This window comes from Pseudomonas sp. FME51 (genome assembly GCF_014897305.1).
This window is the reverse complement of sequence record NZ_JABUYN010000005.1, coordinates 99,180-118,068: the sequence shown is the minus strand read 5'-3', so window position 1 is coordinate 118,068 and position 18,889 is coordinate 99,180. Positions and strand designations below refer to the sequence as shown.

Genomic DNA, 18,889 nt, shown 5'->3' with positions numbered 1-18,889 from the left:
ATACTTCGAGAGGATCAGGCCATGCGGCTGTTTCAGATGATGCAGGTGTTCGTCCGGTTAGCCGAGTTGGGTAGCTTTACCCGCACGGCAGAGGCGCTGCAGATGGGGCGACCGCAGATTACCCGGTCGATACAGGAACTGGAGGCTTCGCTGGGTGTACGTCTTTTCCATCGCACCACCCGCAAGGTGCGACTGACGTCAGAAGGTGAGCTGTTCTATGAGCGAGCGATGGCGATCCTCGGCGATGTGGCGGAAGCGACCTCGATGTTCGGCAGGCCCAACGCCCCTGTCCACGGCCGATTACGCCTCGGCATACCGACGGCATTTGCGCAGCCTGGCTTCATCCAGAGCCTGCGCAGCTTTACTATCCTTTATCCGGAAGTTGATCTCGCACTCGGCGTCACCGACAGAACCGTGGATCTGGTTGCTGAAGGGGTGGATTGTGCGTTGCGCATCGGCGAGCTACCTGACTCGAGCCTGATCGCGCGTCAGATTGGTAAGGTGACGATGATCACTTGCGCAGCGCCTGATTACCTCCGCGCGCACGGCACGCCCACCACGCTGGATGATCTGCGTGCGCACAGGGCGGTGACCTTTCTCTCGGGGCAGAACAGGCGCCCGCTGCCCTGGCAGTTTCGTGATCGGGGTAGTGATCAACCCTACTTCAGTCATCGCGGCATTACTGTTGATGATTCCAACGCCTATGTAGAATGCGGTGTTGCCGGCTTTGGCATTCTGCAAGCGCCCGGTATCGCCCTGGACCGTTATCTTGCAGATGGCTCTCTAATCGAAGTGCTCCAGACAAACCGCCCGAGTCCTCGACCGGTATCGGTGCTGTATCCCAGCCGGTCTCATCTGGCACCACAGGTGCATATCTTCATTGAGTGGCTGCGTGAACAGTTTCCCCTTCTCTACGGTCGTTGGCTGGAGAGCTAGCCGTTGATCTGGAAGGCCAGCGGCTTTATCTGCTCCAGAGATCGCTATAAAAAGGTTTCGCTCCACCCGTCATGTCACGCCTGACGCCGCTACATGAAATTGTTTAATGATCGATTGAATTCCGTTCAATATTACTCAAGTGATCGCTGATCTAAGATACGTCCCAATTCAGCACAACGTAAATCATTGGGCAGGCTTGGCTTTCCCAGGCATTCAAGGTATCGGGCTAAAAATGAGCAAGGATTTTCAGTTCAGCATCAAGAGTATTCGCTTCGACGAGGATTATCGCCCGTCGGAAAATACGCGCATTACCACCAACTTTGCCAACCTCGCCCGGGGCGAGAGCCGTGAGCAGAATCTGCGCAACACCTTGAAAATGATCGACAACCGTTTCAACGCCATGGCGCACTGGGACAACCCCAACGGCGACCGCTATGCCCTGGAGCTGGACATCATCTCCGTGGAGATGGATGTTGAGGCGGGCAGCATTGGCAAAGGCATTCCGCTGATCGAGATACTGAAAACCAATATTATTGACCGGCAAGCCAACAAGCGCATCGAGGGGATGGTCGGCAATAACTTTTCGTCCTACGTGCGCGATTATGATTTCAGTGTATTACTGCGTGAGCATAATGAGGGCAAGGCCGAATTCAGCACGCCGGAAGATTTTGGCGAGCTGCATGGCAAGCTGTTCAAGTGCTTCCTCAACTCAGCGGCGTACCGGGAGTCCTTCAGCAAACAGCCGGTAATCTGCCTGAGCGTGGCCAGTGGCAGAACCTATGTGCGCACTGAAAACCAGCATCCGGTACTGGGTGTTGAGTATCGGCAGGATGCCTATTCCTTGACTGATGAGTATTTCGGCAAGATGGGCTTGAAGGTGCGTTATTTCATGCCCGCAGGTAACGTTGCGCCTTTGGCTTTCTATTTTTCCGGCGATTTGCTGACGGATTACAGCAACCTTGAGCTGATCAGCACCATCAGCACCATGGATGCTTTCCAGAGGATCTATCGGCCGGAGATTTACAACGCTAATTCAGCGGCCGGCACGGTTTATCAGCCCAGCCTGGATAACGACGATTACTCCTTTACGCGCATTGTGTATGACCGCGAAGAGCGCAATCGTCTGGCTATCGAACAGGGCAAGTTTGTTGAGGAGCTGTTCATCAAGCCCTACCAGTCTGTGCTTCAGCAGTGGGCTGCTGATTACGCAGCCTGAATAAAAGAACATAAAGAACATAAAAGATCTAAGGCCTTATACCATGCAAAAGTTGTTACCCACTTCAACCGCCGGCAGTCTGCCGAAACCCTCCTGGCTGGCGCAGCCGGAAACCCTCTGGTCACCCTGGAAACTGGAAGGGGACGAGCTGATCGAGGGCAAGCAGGATGCCTTGCGTCTGGCCTTGCACGAACAGCAACTGGCCGGCATTGATATCGTCAGTGACGGTGAGCAAACCCGTCAGCACTTCGTGACGACCTTTATCGAGCACCTCAGCGGCGTTGATTTCGAGAAGCGTGAAACCGTCAGAATTCGTGATCGCTATGATGCGAGCGTGCCGACCGTGGTAGGTGCTGTGTCTCGTCAGAAGCCGGTGTTTGTGGAGGATGCTCGATTCCTGCGTCAGCAAACCAGCCAGCCGATAAAATGGGCTCTGCCTGGCCCCATGACCATGATCGATACGCTGTATGACAACCACTATAAAAGCCGGGAAAAACTGGCATGGGAGTTTGCCAAAATTCTCAACCAAGAGGCCAGAGAGTTGGAGGCTGCCGGCGTTGACATCATCCAGTTTGATGAGCCAGCGTTTAACGTGTTTTTTGATGAGGTGAATGACTGGGGCGTCGCCACGCTGGAGCGAGCACTGGAAGGGCTCAAGTGTGAAACAGCCGTCCACATCTGTTATGGCTACGGCATCCAAGCCAATACCGACTGGAAAAAGACCCTGGGCTCGGAGTGGCGGCAGTATGAGGAGGCCTTCCCCAAGCTGCAGAAATCCAGCATCGACATCATCTCGCTGGAATGCCACAACTCCCACGTGCCGATGGATCTTATCGAGCTGATTCGCGGCAAGAAGGTGATGGTAGGGGCCATTGATGTGGCGTCCAATACCGTGGAGACGCCGGAGGAAGTAGCCGCCACCCTGCGCAAGGCGCTGCAGTTTGTTGATGCTGACAAGCTGTATCCGTCGACCAACTGCGGCATGGCACCTTTGTCCCGTGAGGTGGCGAGGGGCAAGTTGAATGCCTTGAGTGCCGGGGCAGAGATTGTTCGTAGAGAGCTATGAACCTGATGTCGGCTCCTGTTCATGCAATCGAGCCTTCGCGTTTTCGCGAAGCGCTCGGGCACTTTGCCTCCGGTATTACGGTGATTACCTCGCAGCTGGATGGCGAGCCGCTCGGCTTCACCTGTCAGTCATTCTACAGCGTGTCGATGAGCCCGCCATTGGTGTCGTTCAGCGTCATGGGCCGTTCGGCCAGCTATCCGAAGATTCGTCAGGCGGGCCGGTTCGCGGTCAACATCCTGTCAGGTGAGCAGGTCGGGATTTCCGACCAGTTCGCCAGTCGGGGTGCGGACAAGTGGCGCGGCGTGGAATGGGGCGAATCGCCGCTGGGCAATCCGCTGATCGGCGACAGCCTGCACTGGCTGGATTGTGACATCCACGCAGAGCACGTCGCGGGCGACCACCTGATCGTGATTGGTGAAGTGAAGGCGATAAGCCGGCCACGGGCTGCGGAGACGCAGCCGTTGCTGTATTTCAAGGGACAGTATTGCAATCTCGGCGCGCCGGCGGTTTGAGCGTTCAGCCGCCGGTCTCCCAGCTGCGGTTCAGAGCGCGGGGGTCAGTTATGGCCGAGCGCGCCTGTTTGTATCACCACTGACTCGGCTCCCATATCCAGCAGACGTCGTCTGATCCACTGCGCGTCACTGTCGGCCAGCCAGCTGGGGTGGGCAGTGATGCGCAGTTGGTGGCTGACGCCGCTGTTGATGACCAGCTCGGCGCTTTGCCAGGCAGCGTTACCGCTGTCTTTGGTTCGGGTGATCAGTTGGTAGTCGTTTTTGCTGGTCTTTATATCCAGGCCTATCCAGTCGATCAGCGGCAGCAGTGTCTGCAGTTTGCGTGGGTAGATGCCGGCGCTGTGCAGGCCGATCTTGAACCCCATGGAGCGTATCTGTTCGATGGCCTGGGGCAAGGCTGACTGAAAGGTCGGCTCACCACCGGAAAATACCACCGCATCCAGTAGCCCGCGACGACTGTGCATGAAATCGACGATCTGCTGCCAGGGGATTTCTGTTTCGCCCCGTGCCGGCAGCAGTTCGGGGTTATGGCAGTACACGCAACGCCAGGGACAGCCTTGAGTGAAAACCACCGCTGCCAGCTCTCCCGGATAGTCGATGCTGGTGAGGGGCACAAGGCCCCCCACGCGCAGTGATTCAACAGCCATCGCTGGCTGAACTCTGTGGCTGGAAGAACTGCCGCTCGCGGTGCTCGGACTGCTTGCCGGGGTTCCATGAGGAGACAGGGCGATGATAGCCCATGACCCGGGTCCAGACTTCGCAGCGGACCCGTTCGTGGCCTTGCAGTTGCGTGTTGACGGATTGATTCATGCTGATACTCCCTGGTTTTTTGCTTTTTGCTGAAGGATGTCCTCATCACAGCGTGGGCAGAACTCATGCTCGCCACTCAGATAGCCGTGATGCGGACAGATGGAAAAGGTTGGGGTAACGGTCAGGTAGGGCAGCCGATAATTGGCCAGTGCTCGCTGCACCAGCCGCCGACAGGCGTCGGCACTGGCCAGGGGTTCGGCCATGTACAGGTGCAATACGGTGCCGCCGGTGTATTTCTGCTGCAGGGGCTCCTGCCGCTGCAGCGCCTCGAAGGGATCGCTGGTGAAGCCGACCGGCAGTTGTGAAGAGTTGGTGTAGTAGGGCTTGTCCGCCGAACCGGCCTGCCGTATGTGGGGGAAGCGCTTGCGGTCTTCCCGGGCAAAACGGTAGGTCGTGCCTTCGGCCGGAGTCGCCTCCAGGTTGTACATATGCCCGGTGTGCTCCTGGAATTCGGTCATGCGCCCGCGTACATGATCCAACAGGCGGATTGCCATGGCATGCCCGTCGGGGTGGGTTATGTCCTGTGCATCCTCGGTGAAGTTGCGGATCATTTCGTTGATGCCGTTGACGCCCAGGGTGGAGAAGTGATTGCGCAGGGTGCCCAGATAGCGCTTGGTGTAGGGAAACAGCCCGGCATCCATGTGCTGCTGGATCACTTCGCGCTTGATTTCCAGGCTGTCGCGGCCCAGCTCCAGCAATCGATCCAGTGTCCGCAACAGGGCGGCCTCGTCTCCCCGGTGCAGATAGCCCAGGCGGGCACAGTTGACGGTTACCACGCCCAGCGAGCCGGTCTGCTCGGCAGAGCCGAACAGGCCATTGCCGCGTTTGAGCAGTTCGCGCAAATCCAGCTGCAGACGACAGCACATGGAGCGCACCATGTTGGGCTGCAGCTCCGAGTTGAGGAAGTTCTGAAAGTAGGGCAGGCCGTACTTAGCGGTCATGGCGAACAGGCGCTCGGCGTTCTCACTGTGCCAGGGAAAGTCGTGGGTGATGTTGTAGGTCGGGATCGGAAAGGTGAATACTCTTCCCTTGGCATCGCCCTGACTCATGACCTCAATGTAGGCGCGGTTGATCATGTCCATTTCCGCCTGCAGCTCGCCGTAACTGAAGAGCATTTCCTCTCCGCCGATCACCGGCACCTGCTCGCGCAGATCCTCTGGGCAGACCCAGTCGAAGGTCAGGTTGGTGAAGGGAGTCTGGGTGCCCCAGCGTGAGGGGACGTTGAGGTTGTGGATCAGCTCCTGGATGTGCTGGCGCACCTGCGGGTAGTCGAGCTGGTCTTTGCGTACATAGGGGGCCATGTAGGTATCGAAGGAGCTGAAGGCCTGGGCACCGGCCCATTCGTTCTGCAGCGTGCCGAGGAAGTTGACGATCTGCCCTACGGCGCTGGACATGTGCCGTGGCGGGGCGGAATCGATCTGCCCGGGAATGCCATTGAGTCCTTCATTGAGCAGGGTGCGCAGCGACCAACCGGCGCAGTAGCCACTGAGCATGTCCAGATCATGGATATGGATGTCACCATCACGGTGAGCCTGCCCGATCGCTACCGGATACACGTGACTGAGCCAGTAGTTGGCGATCATCTTGCCGGCGCTGTTGAGAATCAGCCCGCCGAGGGAATACCCTTGGTTGGCGTTGGCATTCACTCGCCAGTCCTGGCGATTCAGGTACTCGTCGATGGTGCTGGAGACATCCAGCAAAGTGCGGTCGGTGGACGCGGTTATGGCCGGCGTTGTCATGCGATCCCTCATGCTTTTGGTCGGTGCACGCGGGACAGGACGCAGCTTTCGCCGCCCTGGTGTCCTGACGCGGGAACCGGGTTGTCGTCTGGTGACGGATAAAGGCAGGCATTCGGGCTCAGGGCTATTGGGTCAGCTCCATACCGTTGCGCGACAGCTCTGGATTCGCACCAGATTCCCCTGCGTAAAAGCTTAAACACAATATATGGTGTTTTGTTCTGCTTGGATGGCACTATATGGACTGGTCGGGCAATCATCTTTGACGAAGGTCAATTTCTCCCGTGTTCCTGCACGCAGCCGCAACGGGGCATCAATTGTCAACACAGCCCTTGGCCAGAGCGGTGTGACGCGGAGGGTATTCATGAGTGAAACTGCATGTTTCCATGAAAATCATGAGATTGTTTCATTATCGGGTGGCACGGAGAATCCTTCCATCATTCATTGAGGGAGTATTGACCGATGGCTTTGGCACACAATCTGGGCTTTCCGCGTATCGGGTGTGACCGTGAACTGAAACGGGCGCTGGAGGCGTTCTGGAAGGGCGATCTGGACGAGGCGGTGTTGCGTGAGACAGGTGCGCGGCTGCGCGCTGAGCACTGGCAGCTGCAGAGGCAGGCCGGTATCGAGCTGTTGCCGGTTGGCGATTTCGCGTGGTATGACCAGGTTCTGACCCACTCGCTGATGTTCGGGGTTATCCCCGAGCGTTTTCGCAAGGCGGGTGCCGCGCGGCCGGATCTGCAGACCCTGTTTGCCATGGCGCGTGGTGCGACCGGCGGCTGCTGTGGTGGCCATGCCCAGGAGATGACCAAGTGGTTTGATACCAACTATCACTATCTGGTGCCGGAGTTCACCGCCGACCAGCAGTTTTCCCTGAGCTGGGAGCAGCTGTTCGAGGAGGTGGATGAGGCCCACGCGCTGGGGCACAGGGTCAAGCCGGTGGTGATCGGGCCCTTGACCTATCTGTGGCTGGGCAAGGTCAAGGGCGAGGAGTTCGACAAGCTGGAGCTGCTTGAGCGGTTGCTGCCCTTGTACGGCGAGATCTTTCAGCGGCTGGCGGCACAGGGTGTGGAGTGGGTACAGATTGATGAACCGATTCTGGTACTCGACCTGCCGCAGGACTGGAAGAGCGCGTTCGAGCGGGTCTATAACCTGCTGCAGCAGGAACCGCTGAAAAAGCTGATCGCAACCTATTTCGGTGGTCTGGAAGACAGCCTCGGGCTGGCGGCGGGCCTTCCGGTGGACGGCCTGCATATTGATCTGGTGCGAGCGCCCGAGCAGTATCCGGCCATTCTTGACCGTCTGCCGTCCTACAAGATTCTGTCGCTGGGGCTGGTCAATGGCCGCAATGTCTGGCGCTGTGATCTGGACAAGGCGCTGGATGTGCTGCGCCATGCCCATGAGCGTCTGGGCGAGCGGCTCTGGGTGGCACCATCCTGCTCGCTGCTGCACAGTCCGGTGGACGTGGAGCGGGAGGAGCAGCTGGATGCCGAGCTCAAGAGCTGGTTGGCCTTTGCGGTGCAGAAGTGTGAGGAGGTGACGACACTGGCCCTCGCCCTGAGCGAACCGCAGGCCGCCGACGTGCGGGCAGCATTGGCGCAGAGCCGGGCGGTGCAGGCCAGTCGAGGCGCGTCCCAGCGTATCCACCGGCCGGAGGTGCAGGCCCGTCTGGCGGCAATCCAGCCGGGTGACAGTCAGCGCCAATCAACCTTTGCCGAGCGCATTGGGCAGCAGCGGGCGCGGTTGAATCTGCCTGCCTTCCCGACCACCACCATTGGTTCCTTCCCGCAGACACCGGCGATTCGTCTGGCGCGTCAGGCATTCAAACAGGGCAAGTTGAGCGGGGCCGAGTACACCGAGGTCATGCACAGTGAAATCCGTAACGCGGTGAAGATGCAGGAGCAGCTGGGGCTGGATGTGCTGGTGCACGGCGAGGCCGAGCGTAACGACATGGTGGAATACTTCGCCGAGCAGCTGGATGGCTATGCCTTTACCCAGTTCGGCTGGGTGCAGAGCTATGGTTCACGCTGCGTCAAACCTGCCATCATCTTTGGTGACCTGAGTCGCCCGCAAGCCATGACCGTGGACTGGATCAGTTATGCCCAGCAGCAGACCGACAAGGTGATGAAGGGCATGCTGACCGGCCCGGTGACCATGCTGATGTGGTCGTTCCTGCGGGAGGATATCAGCCGCGAGCAGCAGGCCCGGCAGCTGGCGCTGGCGATCCGCGATGAGGTGAAGGATCTGGAAAAGGTTGGCATCCGGATCATCCAGATCGATGAGGCGGCGTTCCGCGAGGGCTTACCGCTGCGCAGATCAGGGTGGCAGGGCTATCTGAATTGGGCCACCGAGGCGTTCCGCCTGACCGCCAGCGGGGTGCGCGACGAAACGCAGATTCATACCCATATGTGTTACAGCGAGTTCAATGATGTGATCGAGTCGATCGCGGCGATGGATGCCGATGTGATCACTATTGAAACCTCCCGTTCGGACATGGAGCTGCTGGAGGCCTTCGAGCAGTTTGCCTACCCGAACGAGATCGGACCGGGTGTGTACGATATTCACTCGCCGACGGTGCCAAGCACGGAGCAGATGGTCAGCCTGCTGCGCAAGGCCGCGCAGCGGATTCCGGCGCAGCGCCTGTGGGTCAACCCCGACTGCGGCCTGAAAACCCGCGCCTGGCAGGAAACCAGGGAGGCGCTGGCCAATATGGTGGCTGCGGCGCGTGAGCTGCGCGTGGCGGGCTGAGGACTGATTGCAGCGGGATGCTCCGGCGTCCCGCTGCGTCGACGTCATCGGAGGTCAGGCGTCCTTGCCGTAACTTCGGCTGATGAATTCCGGCTCCACCAGCCCACGACGCTGGTTTATCACCAGCGTCAGTACAAAAAAGAAGTTGCACAGCATATTGCACATGCGCGGCAGCAGCATGGGGACATCCTTGCCTTCCTGATCGACCTTGACCATCACGCGGATGGCCTTCTTGCAGGCGGAGCGGGCGAGGTGCAGTTGCGGGATCGGCGGGGTTCCGCGGGGCAGGACGAAGCCGCCTAGGCGGTCGGCGACTTCCTCTTTGTAGTGATTCAGGCGCGCCTGCAGCCAGGCCTGATCGTCCTCGCTGACGGCCAGCCGGCCGCGGATCGAGCCGTTGATATGGAAGGCCAGCGGCTGTATCTGCTCCAGATCGGCGGCGATGTCCGGCATGTTGTCCGGCAGATGGGAAATGATGGCGCCGATATGCCCGCACAGCTCATCGGTGATGACCTCGAAATCGCACAGCGACGAACTCTCGTACATGAAGGGGTAACACATTTCGTCAAAATTCTTGCCGAACTTGAAGGCCATGGGCACTTACCTCGGAATAATAATGGGTGGGTCGCTGTCCAGGTCGATATGCGCATCGACCTGAAACGCCTGTTGCAAATGCTGGCCGGTCAGTACCTCGGCGGGAGTGCCCAGGGCGAGCAACTGACCTTCGTGGAGCAGGCAAAGGCGATCGCAGTAACGGGCTGCCAGCGACAGGTCGTGAATCGATAGCATCACGCCGCGCCCGCTCTGAGCGTAGCGGCGCAGCAGGCGCAGTACGTTCTGCTGCTGGTACAGATCAAGGCTGGCTACCGGCTCGTCGGCCAGCAGTACTCTGGGTTGCCCGGCCAGTACTCGAGCCAGCCAGACCCGGGCCTGTTGTCCGCCGGAGAGCTGGTCGACCTGCCGATCCAGCCAGTCTTCCACCTGGGCCGCGGCGGCGGCTTGAGCGATGGCCGGGGCATCGGTATCGCCCCAGGGCAGCCGCCCGAGGGCAATCACATCGCGTACCGACAAGGCCCAGGCACTGTGGCTGCTCTGCGGTAGAAAGCCCAGCTGTTGCGCGCGCTGGCGCTCGGGAATGGTATCGAGCGGCGTGCCGGCCAAGCGGATCTCGCCCTGATAGGCCTGAATGCCGGCCAGGCAATGCAACAGGGTGGACTTGCCGGCACCGTTGGCGCCAATGACGCCGAGCATCTCGCCGGGCCGCAGGTTCAAACTGACGTTGACCAGGCGCTGGCCGACGCTCAGACCATGGATATTGATCAGATCCACCGTTTGCGCTCCTTCCATACCAGCCAGATGAACAGGGGCGCGCCGAGCAGCGAGGTCAGTACCCCGAGCTTGAGTTCGCGACCGGGTGGCAACAGGCGCACGCCCATATCCGCCCCACAGACCAGAATGGCGCCGGCGAGTGCCGCCGGTATCAACAGCCGTTCCGGACGATGGCGTACCAGTGGGCGCAGCAGGTGTGGTACCAGCAGGCCGACAAAGCCGATGCTGCCGGCTACGGCGACCGAGGCGCCAACGAGTATCGCCGCGCCCAGCACTATCATCAGGCTGCCGCTGCGATAGTTCAGGCCCATGCTGCGGGCCACCTGATCACCCAGACTCAGGCCACTGAGTAACCGGCGCTGGCTGAAAATCAGCGCGCCGCCGATCAGCAGTGCCGGGAGCAGGAGCCACAGATGCTCCAGCCCCCGTTCGGATACCGAGCCGAGCAGCCAGAACACCAGTTCCTGCATGGCGTAGGGGTTGGGCGCAAAATTCAACACGGTGGCCAGGGCGGCGCCGGCGAGGGTGGAGATGGCCAGGCCGGCCATGATCACCATATGCGAGCGGGCCGAGCCGGCCAGGGCCAGCATCAGGATCAGCGCCATTGCTGCGCCGATCAATCCGGCCACGCCGGGTGCCGCTGCGCCGAGGCTGGGGAACAGGCCGAAGTAGAACACACTGGCTGCCCCCAACGCTGCGCCCTGGCTGGCGCCGGTCAGGCTGGGTTCGGCCAGTGGGTTGCGCAGCAGTCCTTGCAGGGCAGCGCCGCTGAGCCCTAATGCCGCGCCTACGGCCAGTGCAATCAGCGTTCGTGGCAAACGGATTTCACCAACGACGATGGCGTTCAGACTGCTTTGGCCGGTGAGAAAGTCGAACAGCCCGGGCAGCACCGCCACCGACGTCGAGCCGACTGCCAGCGAGGCTAGGGTGGTGACCAGCAGCAGGGCGAGCAGAGCAGGGGTTATCAGTCTAGCCATTGGTTGAGTTGCCTTATCAGATCCCAGGTCCAGGGGCCGGGACATTGCCAGCGCCAGTAGTCGGTGCTCAGCCAGCCGTCAGCCGGGATGCTGCGACGCAGCACCGGATGCTCGGCAAAGCGATTGGCCAGCGCCTGATGGTCGGGCGCGGCAAACAGGATGGCATCCGGCGGATCGCTGGCGATGCGTTCCAGATCCAGTTGTACGTGCCCGGAGTCGGTCAGGTAGTTACGCCAGCCGGCTTGCTCGATGATCTGATGCTCGAAGGTGTCGCGGCCGGTACCTATGCCATTGGAGCCGAGCAGCAGCAGGCGTTTGGCGTCGGGCTGTGGCGTGCTGGGTGCGGGTGCCGGCTGCGCCAGCTCTGGATTGCGCCCCATCAATTCGAGCAGGCGTCGCTCGTAGGATTCCACCTGTTCCAGAGTGGCGGGTAGCGGTAGCACCTGAACCGGATAACCCAGGGTACGCAGACGTTCGCGGAGCAACAACGCGCTGTACTGGCCGGCCAGGACCAGATCGGGTTGCAGCTGCACTATCTGTTCCAGCGAGCCGTCGTGGGTTGGCCAATGGCCGTTGATCCAATGGATGGGATAGCGCAAATGCAGGGGGGAGAGGGCGGCCACACGGGCCGGATCGGCATGGTGGGCCAAGGTCCAGTCCATGCACAGATCAAGGGAAACGATGCGCTGCGGTGGCTGGGCGGCCAATACCGTTGTTGCCAGGCTGCCCAGCAGCGCTATTGTCATATGTACCAGAACCCCGCGCAGCCATCTCACCGCGGTGGTTAACGGGGCGAGATGGGAACTGCCTTGGTGTGGCTGGCGGCGGGGGGTGGTCATTTCATTCAGAGGTTCGGAGTCCAGGTCACGCCGAGCATAGCGGTGAAGGGCGTTTCCTGATAGCCATACTCCTGTCCGTTGTAGCTATACAGCAGGCGACTGTAATCCTTGTCCAGTATGTTGGCCAGTTTGACATCGAAGGCCACTTCGCTACTGGCCTGCCAGCTGGCGCGCAGGTCCAGCACACCATAGCCGGCCAGTTCCGATGTATTGGTGCCATTGCCATAGCTGCTGCTCACAGCGGTGAAACTGGCGCCGATACCAATGTCGCCGAACCGACGGTCCAGATTCATGTTCAGGGTGCGTTTGGCACGGTTGGGCAAGACATTGCCGGTTTCACGGTTGCGTGGGTCAATGATGCTGACACCCAGATCACCATGCCAGCCGAACAGTTGCTGCTTCAGGGTTGCCTCGAAACCGTTGACCCGGGCGCGGTCGATGTTGTCCATGGTGCTGTAGTCAGCCGTGGATACAATCAGATCCCGGAAGTCGGTACGGTACAGCGAGGCTTCCAGCCGGGTGCTCGGGCTGAGCTGGCTACGCCATTGCAACTCATAGCTACGGGATTTCTCAGGCGTGAGATCGGGGTTGCCTTGGTATCCGCCATATAGTGGCCAATAGAGATCGGCAAAGGTGGGTACCCGGAAACCTTCGGCGTAGGACAGAATCAGCTGGTTGGCTGGGTCGAGGCGGTAGCTCAGCGCGCCGTTGAAGGTGTTCTCATTGCCAAATTGTTCGTTGTCATCATGACGCATGCCCAGTTCGGTGCCGAAGCGCTCACCCTGGAAGCTATGCTGGACAAACGCAGCCTTGTTGTCGCGATTGTCTACCGAGAAGTCGTTGCTGCTGCGCACTTTATCCTTCAGGTAATCCGCGCCCAGCCGCAGACTATGGCCATCGCCCAGTGCCAGCGTGTTCAGCCAGTTTGCTGAGTCGCGGTAGGTGTTATTGACGGTACTGCCAGGAAACAGCTTATCGAAGTTTTCCTGTTTGTCTTCGCTATGACCAAGCTCGATACGGCTGCGCCAGATATCGTTGACGCGACCGTCCAGCCACAGGGTGCTAGTGCTGACGCTGTATTCGTCGTAGGGGGCTGCGGGCACAGATGCACCCCATGGTGGAATGCTGTCGTCCCAGCGTCCGAAAGGGTTGTCGATCTCGGTCTTGCCACGCTGATCCAGTACGGTGAAACCAGCTTCCAGATCATCAGTGAAGCGGTGGCTCAGGCTGAACGCCAGGGAGCGGTTGCGATAGGCATCATCATCTGCATCGCTGGCATAGGATGTGCGGGTGCGGTCGATACCGGCGGTTTCTTCCAGCCCAGCGGACAGGTTGAAGCGGGTGCGCTCGTTGCCGCCGGACAGGCCCAGGGTGCGTTCCCAGGTGCTGTCGCTGCCGCCGGCGATGCGTACATAGGGGCGAAGACCGTCGCTATCGCCGCGGCGGGTGAATATCTGGATCACGCCGCCCATGGCATCGGCACCATGAATGGCCGAGCGCGAGCCACGCAGCACTTCGACGCGCTCGATCTGATCGACGCTGAGAAACTGCAGGGCTGCGCTACCTGCGGTGGCCGAACCGGCGCGCACGCCGTCGACCAGTATCAGGGTCTGAGCGGTGCTGGTACCGCGTACGTTCAGGCCGAACAAGGCGCCACGACCACCATAATTGGAGACTTGTACGCCCGGCACCTGGGTCAGTAGCGTGAGCACGTTGGCCGGACGCAACCGCTCGATATCCGTCCGGGTAAACACGGTGCTCGCGGCGCTGCTGTCGCTGCGCTGTTCCACGTCGCGGTTGGCAGTAATCAGGGTATCGGACAATTTCAGTGCCTGTTCATGGGAAACAGGCTGCTCAGCCAGTGCCAGGCTCGGGGCCAGGGCGATGCTAAGGGCAATACGAGACAATTTCATTATGAATCCTCAAAAGGTCGGAGACTTTCGAGGAGGGCAGGTAAGCAAGTGCGGACGGGAGGAATAATAGAAAACCGACACGGCACTTGACGGTGATGCCCTCCGCAACACCAGTCGATATTTCATGTGGGCCGGTCTCCGGACTCTCGACACCCATTCGCTCACCTTCCCATGCCGAGGCACAGTGGTCATTGAGCGAACGCCGATCCATGATCGGGGTCGATTACCGTTGCGGGGGCAGTGCCGGGATTGTTCGCTCGATTGAGTCGGGAACGCACCGGCTTTCCGTTTCATGCCTGATATCAGGCACACCTGCATGAATAGCGCGGCGAATGGTATGTCGCTGGTCTGGGAAATACAAGAAGTCATGCTGGCGTGGTGCCGTCAGTGGCTGGCTCACCGCCGACGGGCAGGGCATACTTGCCTGTACTTCAGTCATCACCTGGCCGCCTGCTGATCATGCTGCTCTCCGATACCAATGGATCTTTTGCCGAGACCACCATTACCCAGTTGCGCGACTATCCCGAATGGCATCGGGGCCGTAGCCGTTACGCCATCTGGATGATTCCCATCAACTGCCCGGAGGTGCTGGCCTATATCGATCAGGTAACAGTATCGTTGGCGGATCTGCTGCATCCCACCCGGCGCCAACCACATATCACCCTGTTCGTCTGTGGTTTCGAAGGGCAGAGCGTTATGCATGACGACGACTTTACTTATACCCAATTGCAGCGCCAGCTGGCTGATCTCAACCGGCTGAGTTTGCCGCCAGGCGCTCTGCGGGTAGGCGGGCCGGACAGTTTTTCCAGTGCGGCCTTCCTGACGGTGGGGGACCCACAGGGATATTTGCCACGCTGGCGCGAGACGCTGGCTGCCAGTTGTACCGAGATTCGCCAGGCCGTTTATGTGCCGCACATTACCCTGGGTTTGTATCGGCGAACGATCAGTGCCGAGGACCTGCGCCAGCGTCTGCAGCGACTGCCGGGGCCGGGTGATCTGTCAATGCCGGTGGAACGGCTTGAGTACGTTACCTACCGGAGTGATGACATGTTCAGTCCACTGGAATGTCAGCACCGGGTGACGTGGTAGAGGGATGAGCGGCCGCTGCGGCAACCGCCTACCTTCAGCTAGGCCGATCGTCGATCAGAAAGTTGCCGGTTTGGTGCGAGGTATCGCTGCTTTCCAGGGTATTGAGCTCAGCTTCGTCCTTGAGGCCGACTCCCGACAATTGCCGGCGGCAGGCCTCGCGCATGAGGTACATCAGACGGTGAGCGGCCATGCCGTAGCTGAGCCCTTCCAGACGGATATTGGATATGCAATTGCGTGCGGCGTCGGTCAGACCGACCTTGGGCGCATAGGTGAAGTACAGGCCCAGGCTGTCCGGTGAGCTGAGTCCCGGGCGTTCGCCGATGAGGATTACTACCATGCGTGCGCCGAGGCGTTCGGCGACTTCGTCGGCTACCGCTACTCGGCCCTGTTGCACCAGGACCACAGGTGACAGCGTCCAGCTTTCGGCCAGCGCCTGTTCCTCCAGGCGGCCGAGAAAGGGTTCGGTATGGCGCTGCACAGCGAGAGCGGAGAGGCCGTCAGCGATCACCACCGCTAAATCGCAGCCGCCCGGGTGCTGCGCCGCGTACTCATCGAGCTGCCTGGCCGACTCTTCGCTCAGGCGCCGTCCGAGATCGGGACGTTGCAGATAGGTATAGCGATCCTCGGCGGCGCTGTGCAGCAACAGGTTGTCACGCTCGCGAGCAGTCAGTTGGTCACGGATACTCTGATGGTCAAAGGGCAGGTGCACGGCGTCGCGGGCCTGCGCATGGGCAAACTGAAAATCCAGTTGCGCGGTGGTCGGCAGGCTGGTGCCAGCACGGCCGAGAGCGATTCGGGCAGAGGTCAGCCGGCGTAGTTCTTCCCAGGGATCAGCGGTGACCGCCGGACTGGCGGATTGGACGGGCAGGTCAGTCATTGTGCGTTCCTCATCAAGCCAGTTGCGACAGGGCATGGCTGAATGCCGGCGGCAATGTGTCGCCGAGGTGGATGCGGCCATCGCGTTGTCGGGCGATGCCCATGGTTTCCAGCCAGGCCTCGAATTCCGGCGCTGGTTTGAGCCCCAGCGTCTGGCGAGCATAGAGCGCGTCGTGGAACGAGGTGGTCTGGTAGTTGAGCATGATGTCGTCGGAGCCAGGAATGCCCATGATGAAGTTGATACCGGCCACACCGAGGAGGGTCAACAGTGTGTCCATATCGTCCTGGTCAGCCTCGGCATGGTTGGTGTAACAGATGTCGCAGCCCATGGGTACGCCGAGCAATTTCCCGCAGAAGTGGTCCTCCAGTCCGGCGCGGATGATCTGTTTGCCGTTATAGAGGTATTCCGGGCCGATGAAGCCGACTACGGTATTGACCAGAAATGGCTTGTACTTGCGCGCCACGGCGTACGCGCGGGCCTCACATGTTTGCTGGTCGACACCATGGTGGGCGTTGGCGGACAGGGCGCTGCCCTGGCCAGTTTCGAAATACATCAGGTTGTTGCCCTGGGTGCCGCGTTTGAGTGACAGGCCAGCCTCATAACCTTCCTGGAGTAACGCCAGACTGATGCCGAAGCTGGCATTCGCTGCCTCGGTGCCGGCAATGGACTGGAATACCAGATCCAGGGGCACCCCGCGCTCGATGGCGGCGATGGAGGTGGTGATATGGGTCAGCACGCAGGCCTGAGTTGGAATCTCGTAGCGCTGGATGATGGCATCAAGCATTTCCAGCAGGGCGCAGATTGAGGCGATGCTGTCGGTCGCCGGGTTGATCCCGATCATGGCATCGCCATTGCCGTAGAGCAGGCCGTCGAGGATGCTGGCGGCAATGCCCGCCGGCTCATCGGTTGGGTGATTAGGCTGCAGGCGAGTGGACATCCGCCCGCGCAGGCCCACGGTATTGCGAAAGCGCGTGACCACGCGGATTTTCTGCGCGACCAGGATCAGGTCCTGCACACGCATGATCTTCGATACTGCGGCAGCCATCTCCGGGGTCAGGCCGGGGGCCAGGCTTTTCAGGACGGCCTCGTCGGCCTGGTCGCTGAGCAGCCAGTCACGCAGGCCACCGACGGTTAAATGACTGACCGGTGCAAACGCCTGGGAATCATGTTCGTCGATGATCAGGCGGGTCACTTCATCCTCTTCATAGGGGATCAGTGCCTCGTCGAGGAAATGCTTGAGGGGTATATCCGCGAGGGTCATCTGCGCGGCGACCCGCTCGCCATCGCTGCCAGCGGCGATTCCGGCGAGGTGGTCACCGGAGCGGGCCGGGCTGGCTTTGGCCATCACGTCCTTCAAACTGTCGAAGCGCCAGGTCTGGCCGCCGATACTATGGGAAAAACTCGCCATTGGGATCTCCGTGATACGCATGGAACCTGCATAGAATGTCAGGTTCCAGTGCCTGCCTGGTTCAGCCTAGCTGCAATGGGATGGCCAGGCAGGTTGAATTTCTTGCTCCGCTCTCATGACAACCATTCAGGCTGTTGCCTTGGCAGGCGGAGCCTCAGGTGCGGCCTCGGGTTCGGGCAGATATTCGCCCGCCAGAATGACCCCTGCGGCACGATCCTCTTGTTCCAGCGACAGCGCCTTGGGCACCGACAGCCAGTAAGCCAGGGCCACGGCGATGCCGCCGGCGCTCAGCTTGCCAATCAGCACCGGCAGGATGATAGTGGGCTGGAAGTTGGCGGTGAATGACAAGTGGTCGCCGAGCAGGAAGGCGGCACAGACACCGAAGGCGATATTGATCACCTTGTCTTTCGGCGGCATCAGCCGTACCAAACGGAACATGGCAAGGATATTGGCAATGGTGGCCAGCATCCCGGCGCTACCGACCGCGCCCAGGCCGATCTTGCCACCCATGCGCTCCAATGGACCGCCCAGGTATTTGCGCAGCAGATACACCATGGGGAAGGCGCCAGCGAGCATGATGCCAATGTAACCGGCGGTTTCCAGCGCGCGGGTCTGGTCCTCTGCGTCGGCAATGATCGGGTCGAAGCCCCAGCCGCCGAGCACCAGAGTAAAGACGCCGGTGAAATACTCAACGATGGAAAACACCAGAACCAGTTTGATCCCTGCATCCATGGTTCGGCCGAAAATGATGAAGCCCTTGATCATCAGGTCCGGTAAAAAGCGCAGGCCCAGCGCCAGGGCAACCACGAACAGCAGGATCGGCAGCAGGTTGGACAGAATCTCACCCAGGCCCAGAGCCAGCTGATAACTTGCTTCGCCGCTGGTGGCGACCACTTCGCGTACCAGTGGCTCGCTGGCAATCAGCAGCAGGCTGGCGATCAGTACGCCCACCGGGATGGTGAGAATCCCGGACATGATGCCCAAGGCCATGTACTTATGGTCGCGCTTGTCCAGCATGGCTAGGCCCATGGGGATCGAGAAAACGATGGTGGCGCCGCCCATGAAGCCGGTGATCATCGCCATGATCAGTGCTTCTTTGCTGGCGGTGAGCGCTGCGGCGAGCTGATAACCACCCATATCCGAGGCAATGATCATGGTGGCTGCCAAGGCTGGATCTGCACCCAAGGCATTGAAGAAGGGTCCAAAAGCGCTTTCGATAACGACGGTGAGGTAGGGGATTGAAGCCATGATCCCGGCGGCTGGAACGAAGATATAACCGGTAGCATGGATGCCTTCCATGAACTCCTTGCCCAGCCCTGATTCACTATTGCGGATGGCGGCGAATGCGCCGAGAACAGCGCAGATCATGATGAGATAGAGCACGTAATTGCCGATCTGATCCATCGGGATGTTCCTTTTTATTGTTGTGGTTT

General features: G+C 60.1%; 17 protein-coding genes, 1 pseudogene and 2 riboswitches. Of the genes and pseudogenes, 7 read left to right on the top strand and 11 right to left on the bottom strand.

Features of this window, described 5'->3' with window-relative positions; all coding sequences use genetic code 11:
• The first annotated feature begins 21 nt into the window (after positions 1 to 21).
• From INT39_RS10665 to INT39_RS10650, 4 genes are all read left to right on the top strand, one after another.
• Complete coding sequence (locus tag INT39_RS10665; protein WP_193073902.1) at positions 22 to 936, top strand: LysR family transcriptional regulator; 915 nt, start codon at positions 22 to 24, stop codon at positions 934 to 936.
• Positions 937 to 1,168: 232 nt separating this feature from the next.
• Positions 1,169 to 2,152 carry a DUF1852 domain-containing protein gene (locus INT39_RS10660; protein WP_193073901.1) on the top strand — a complete coding sequence of 328 codons (984 nt, stop codon included), beginning with the start codon at positions 1,169 to 1,171 and terminating at the stop codon, positions 2,150 to 2,152.
• Between the two features lie 43 nt (positions 2,153 to 2,195).
• The gene (locus INT39_RS10655; protein ID WP_193073900.1) at positions 2,196 to 3,218 is read left to right on the top strand and encodes a methionine synthase; all 1,023 of its coding nucleotides are present in this window, start codon (positions 2,196 to 2,198) and stop codon (positions 3,216 to 3,218) included.
• Between the two features lie 5 nt (positions 3,219 to 3,223).
• Complete coding sequence (locus INT39_RS10650; RefSeq protein ID WP_193073899.1) at positions 3,224 to 3,730, top strand: flavin reductase family protein; 507 nt, start codon at positions 3,224 to 3,226, stop codon at positions 3,728 to 3,730.
• Positions 3,731 to 3,774: 44 nt separating this feature from the next.
• Here INT39_RS10650 and INT39_RS10645 read toward each other — a convergent pair whose 3' ends face one another.
• The 3 genes and pseudogenes from INT39_RS10645 to INT39_RS10635 all read right to left on the bottom strand — a co-directional run.
• Positions 3,775 to 4,344 carry an anaerobic ribonucleoside-triphosphate reductase activating protein gene (locus tag INT39_RS10645; protein WP_319021344.1) on the bottom strand — a complete coding sequence of 190 codons (570 nt, stop codon included), beginning with the start codon at positions 4,342 to 4,344 and terminating at the stop codon, positions 3,775 to 3,777.
• 22 nt (positions 4,345 to 4,366) lie between these two features.
• The gene (nrdD, locus tag INT39_RS22670; RefSeq protein WP_157718517.1) at positions 4,367 to 4,540 is read right to left on the bottom strand and encodes an anaerobic ribonucleoside-triphosphate reductase; all 174 of its coding nucleotides are present in this window, start codon (positions 4,538 to 4,540) and stop codon (positions 4,367 to 4,369) included.
• Positions 4,537 to 6,246 (bottom strand): annotated as a pseudogene (locus tag INT39_RS10635) (ribonucleoside triphosphate reductase); the annotation flags it as partial. The pseudogene INT39_RS10635 and the gene nrdD, both read right to left, overlap by 4 nt.
• A 118-nt stretch (positions 6,247 to 6,364) precedes the next feature.
• A riboswitch (cobalamin riboswitch) is annotated at positions 6,365 to 6,501 on the bottom strand.
• A gap of 237 nt (positions 6,502 to 6,738) precedes the next feature.
• Between INT39_RS10635 and metE the strand changes: the two are divergent.
• Positions 6,739 to 9,024: a 5-methyltetrahydropteroyltriglutamate--homocysteine S-methyltransferase gene (gene metE / locus INT39_RS10630; protein ID WP_193073896.1), complete on the top strand. Its 2,286-nt coding sequence runs from the start codon at positions 6,739 to 6,741 to the stop codon at positions 9,022 to 9,024.
• Between the two features lie 54 nt (positions 9,025 to 9,078).
• On the opposite strand, the gene INT39_RS10625 is transcribed toward metE, so the two are convergent.
• The 5 genes from INT39_RS10625 to INT39_RS10605 all read right to left on the bottom strand — a co-directional run bounded on the left by INT39_RS10625 (position 9,079) and on the right by INT39_RS10605 (position 14,082).
• Positions 9,079 to 9,618 (bottom strand): ATP:cob(I)alamin adenosyltransferase, encoded by a 540-nt coding sequence (locus tag INT39_RS10625; RefSeq protein ID WP_193073895.1) that lies wholly within the window; start codon positions 9,616 to 9,618, stop codon positions 9,079 to 9,081.
• Positions 9,619 to 9,624: 6 nt separating this feature from the next.
• On the bottom strand, positions 9,625 to 10,353 hold the full coding sequence (locus INT39_RS10620) for an ABC transporter ATP-binding protein (protein WP_193073894.1): 729 nt from the start codon (positions 10,351 to 10,353) through the stop codon (positions 9,625 to 9,627).
• A complete protein-coding gene (locus INT39_RS10615; protein WP_193073893.1) occupies positions 10,344 to 11,330 on the bottom strand; it encodes a FecCD family ABC transporter permease in 987 nt (328 codons plus the stop codon). The genes INT39_RS10620 and INT39_RS10615 overlap by 10 nt, the downstream gene beginning before the upstream one ends.
• On the bottom strand, positions 11,318 to 12,076 hold the full coding sequence (locus INT39_RS10610; protein WP_226944696.1) for an ABC transporter substrate-binding protein: 759 nt from the start codon (positions 12,074 to 12,076) through the stop codon (positions 11,318 to 11,320). The genes INT39_RS10615 and INT39_RS10610 overlap by 13 nt, the downstream gene beginning before the upstream one ends.
• Positions 12,077 to 12,174: 98 nt before the next feature.
• The gene (locus INT39_RS10605; protein WP_193073892.1) at positions 12,175 to 14,082 is read right to left on the bottom strand and encodes a TonB-dependent receptor domain-containing protein; all 1,908 of its coding nucleotides are present in this window, start codon (positions 14,080 to 14,082) and stop codon (positions 12,175 to 12,177) included.
• Positions 14,083 to 14,193: 111 nt separating this feature from the next.
• Positions 14,194 to 14,413, bottom strand: a riboswitch (cobalamin riboswitch).
• On the opposite strand from INT39_RS10605, the gene INT39_RS10600 reads away from it, so the two are divergent.
• Together INT39_RS10600 and INT39_RS10595 are read left to right on the top strand one after the other, a co-directional pair.
• The gene (locus INT39_RS10600) at positions 14,399 to 14,539 is read left to right on the top strand and encodes a hypothetical protein (RefSeq protein ID WP_193073891.1); all 141 of its coding nucleotides are present in this window, start codon (positions 14,399 to 14,401) and stop codon (positions 14,537 to 14,539) included. Its footprint overlaps the riboswitch before it by 15 nt.
• On the top strand, positions 14,503 to 15,171 hold the full coding sequence (locus tag INT39_RS10595; RefSeq protein ID WP_193073890.1) for a 2'-5' RNA ligase family protein: 669 nt from the start codon (positions 14,503 to 14,505) through the stop codon (positions 15,169 to 15,171). Before INT39_RS10600 ends, INT39_RS10595 begins: the two co-directional genes overlap by 37 nt.
• A gap of 34 nt (positions 15,172 to 15,205) precedes the next feature.
• Here the strand turns inward: INT39_RS10595 and eutC are convergent, their stop codons facing one another.
• The 3 genes from eutC to eutH all read right to left on the bottom strand — a co-directional run bounded on the left by eutC (position 15,206) and on the right by eutH (position 18,860).
• Positions 15,206 to 16,048, bottom strand: coding sequence for an ethanolamine ammonia-lyase subunit EutC (gene eutC, locus INT39_RS10590; RefSeq protein ID WP_193073889.1), 843 nt, complete (start codon positions 16,046 to 16,048; stop codon positions 15,206 to 15,208).
• A gap of 13 nt (positions 16,049 to 16,061) precedes the next feature.
• The gene (locus INT39_RS10585) at positions 16,062 to 17,456 is read right to left on the bottom strand and encodes an ethanolamine ammonia-lyase subunit EutB (RefSeq protein WP_193073888.1); all 1,395 of its coding nucleotides are present in this window, start codon (positions 17,454 to 17,456) and stop codon (positions 16,062 to 16,064) included.
• A gap of 126 nt (positions 17,457 to 17,582) precedes the next feature.
• Complete coding sequence (gene eutH, locus INT39_RS10580) at positions 17,583 to 18,860, bottom strand: ethanolamine utilization protein EutH (protein WP_193073887.1); 1,278 nt, start codon at positions 18,858 to 18,860, stop codon at positions 17,583 to 17,585.
• Positions 18,861 to 18,889 lie beyond the last annotated feature (29 nt).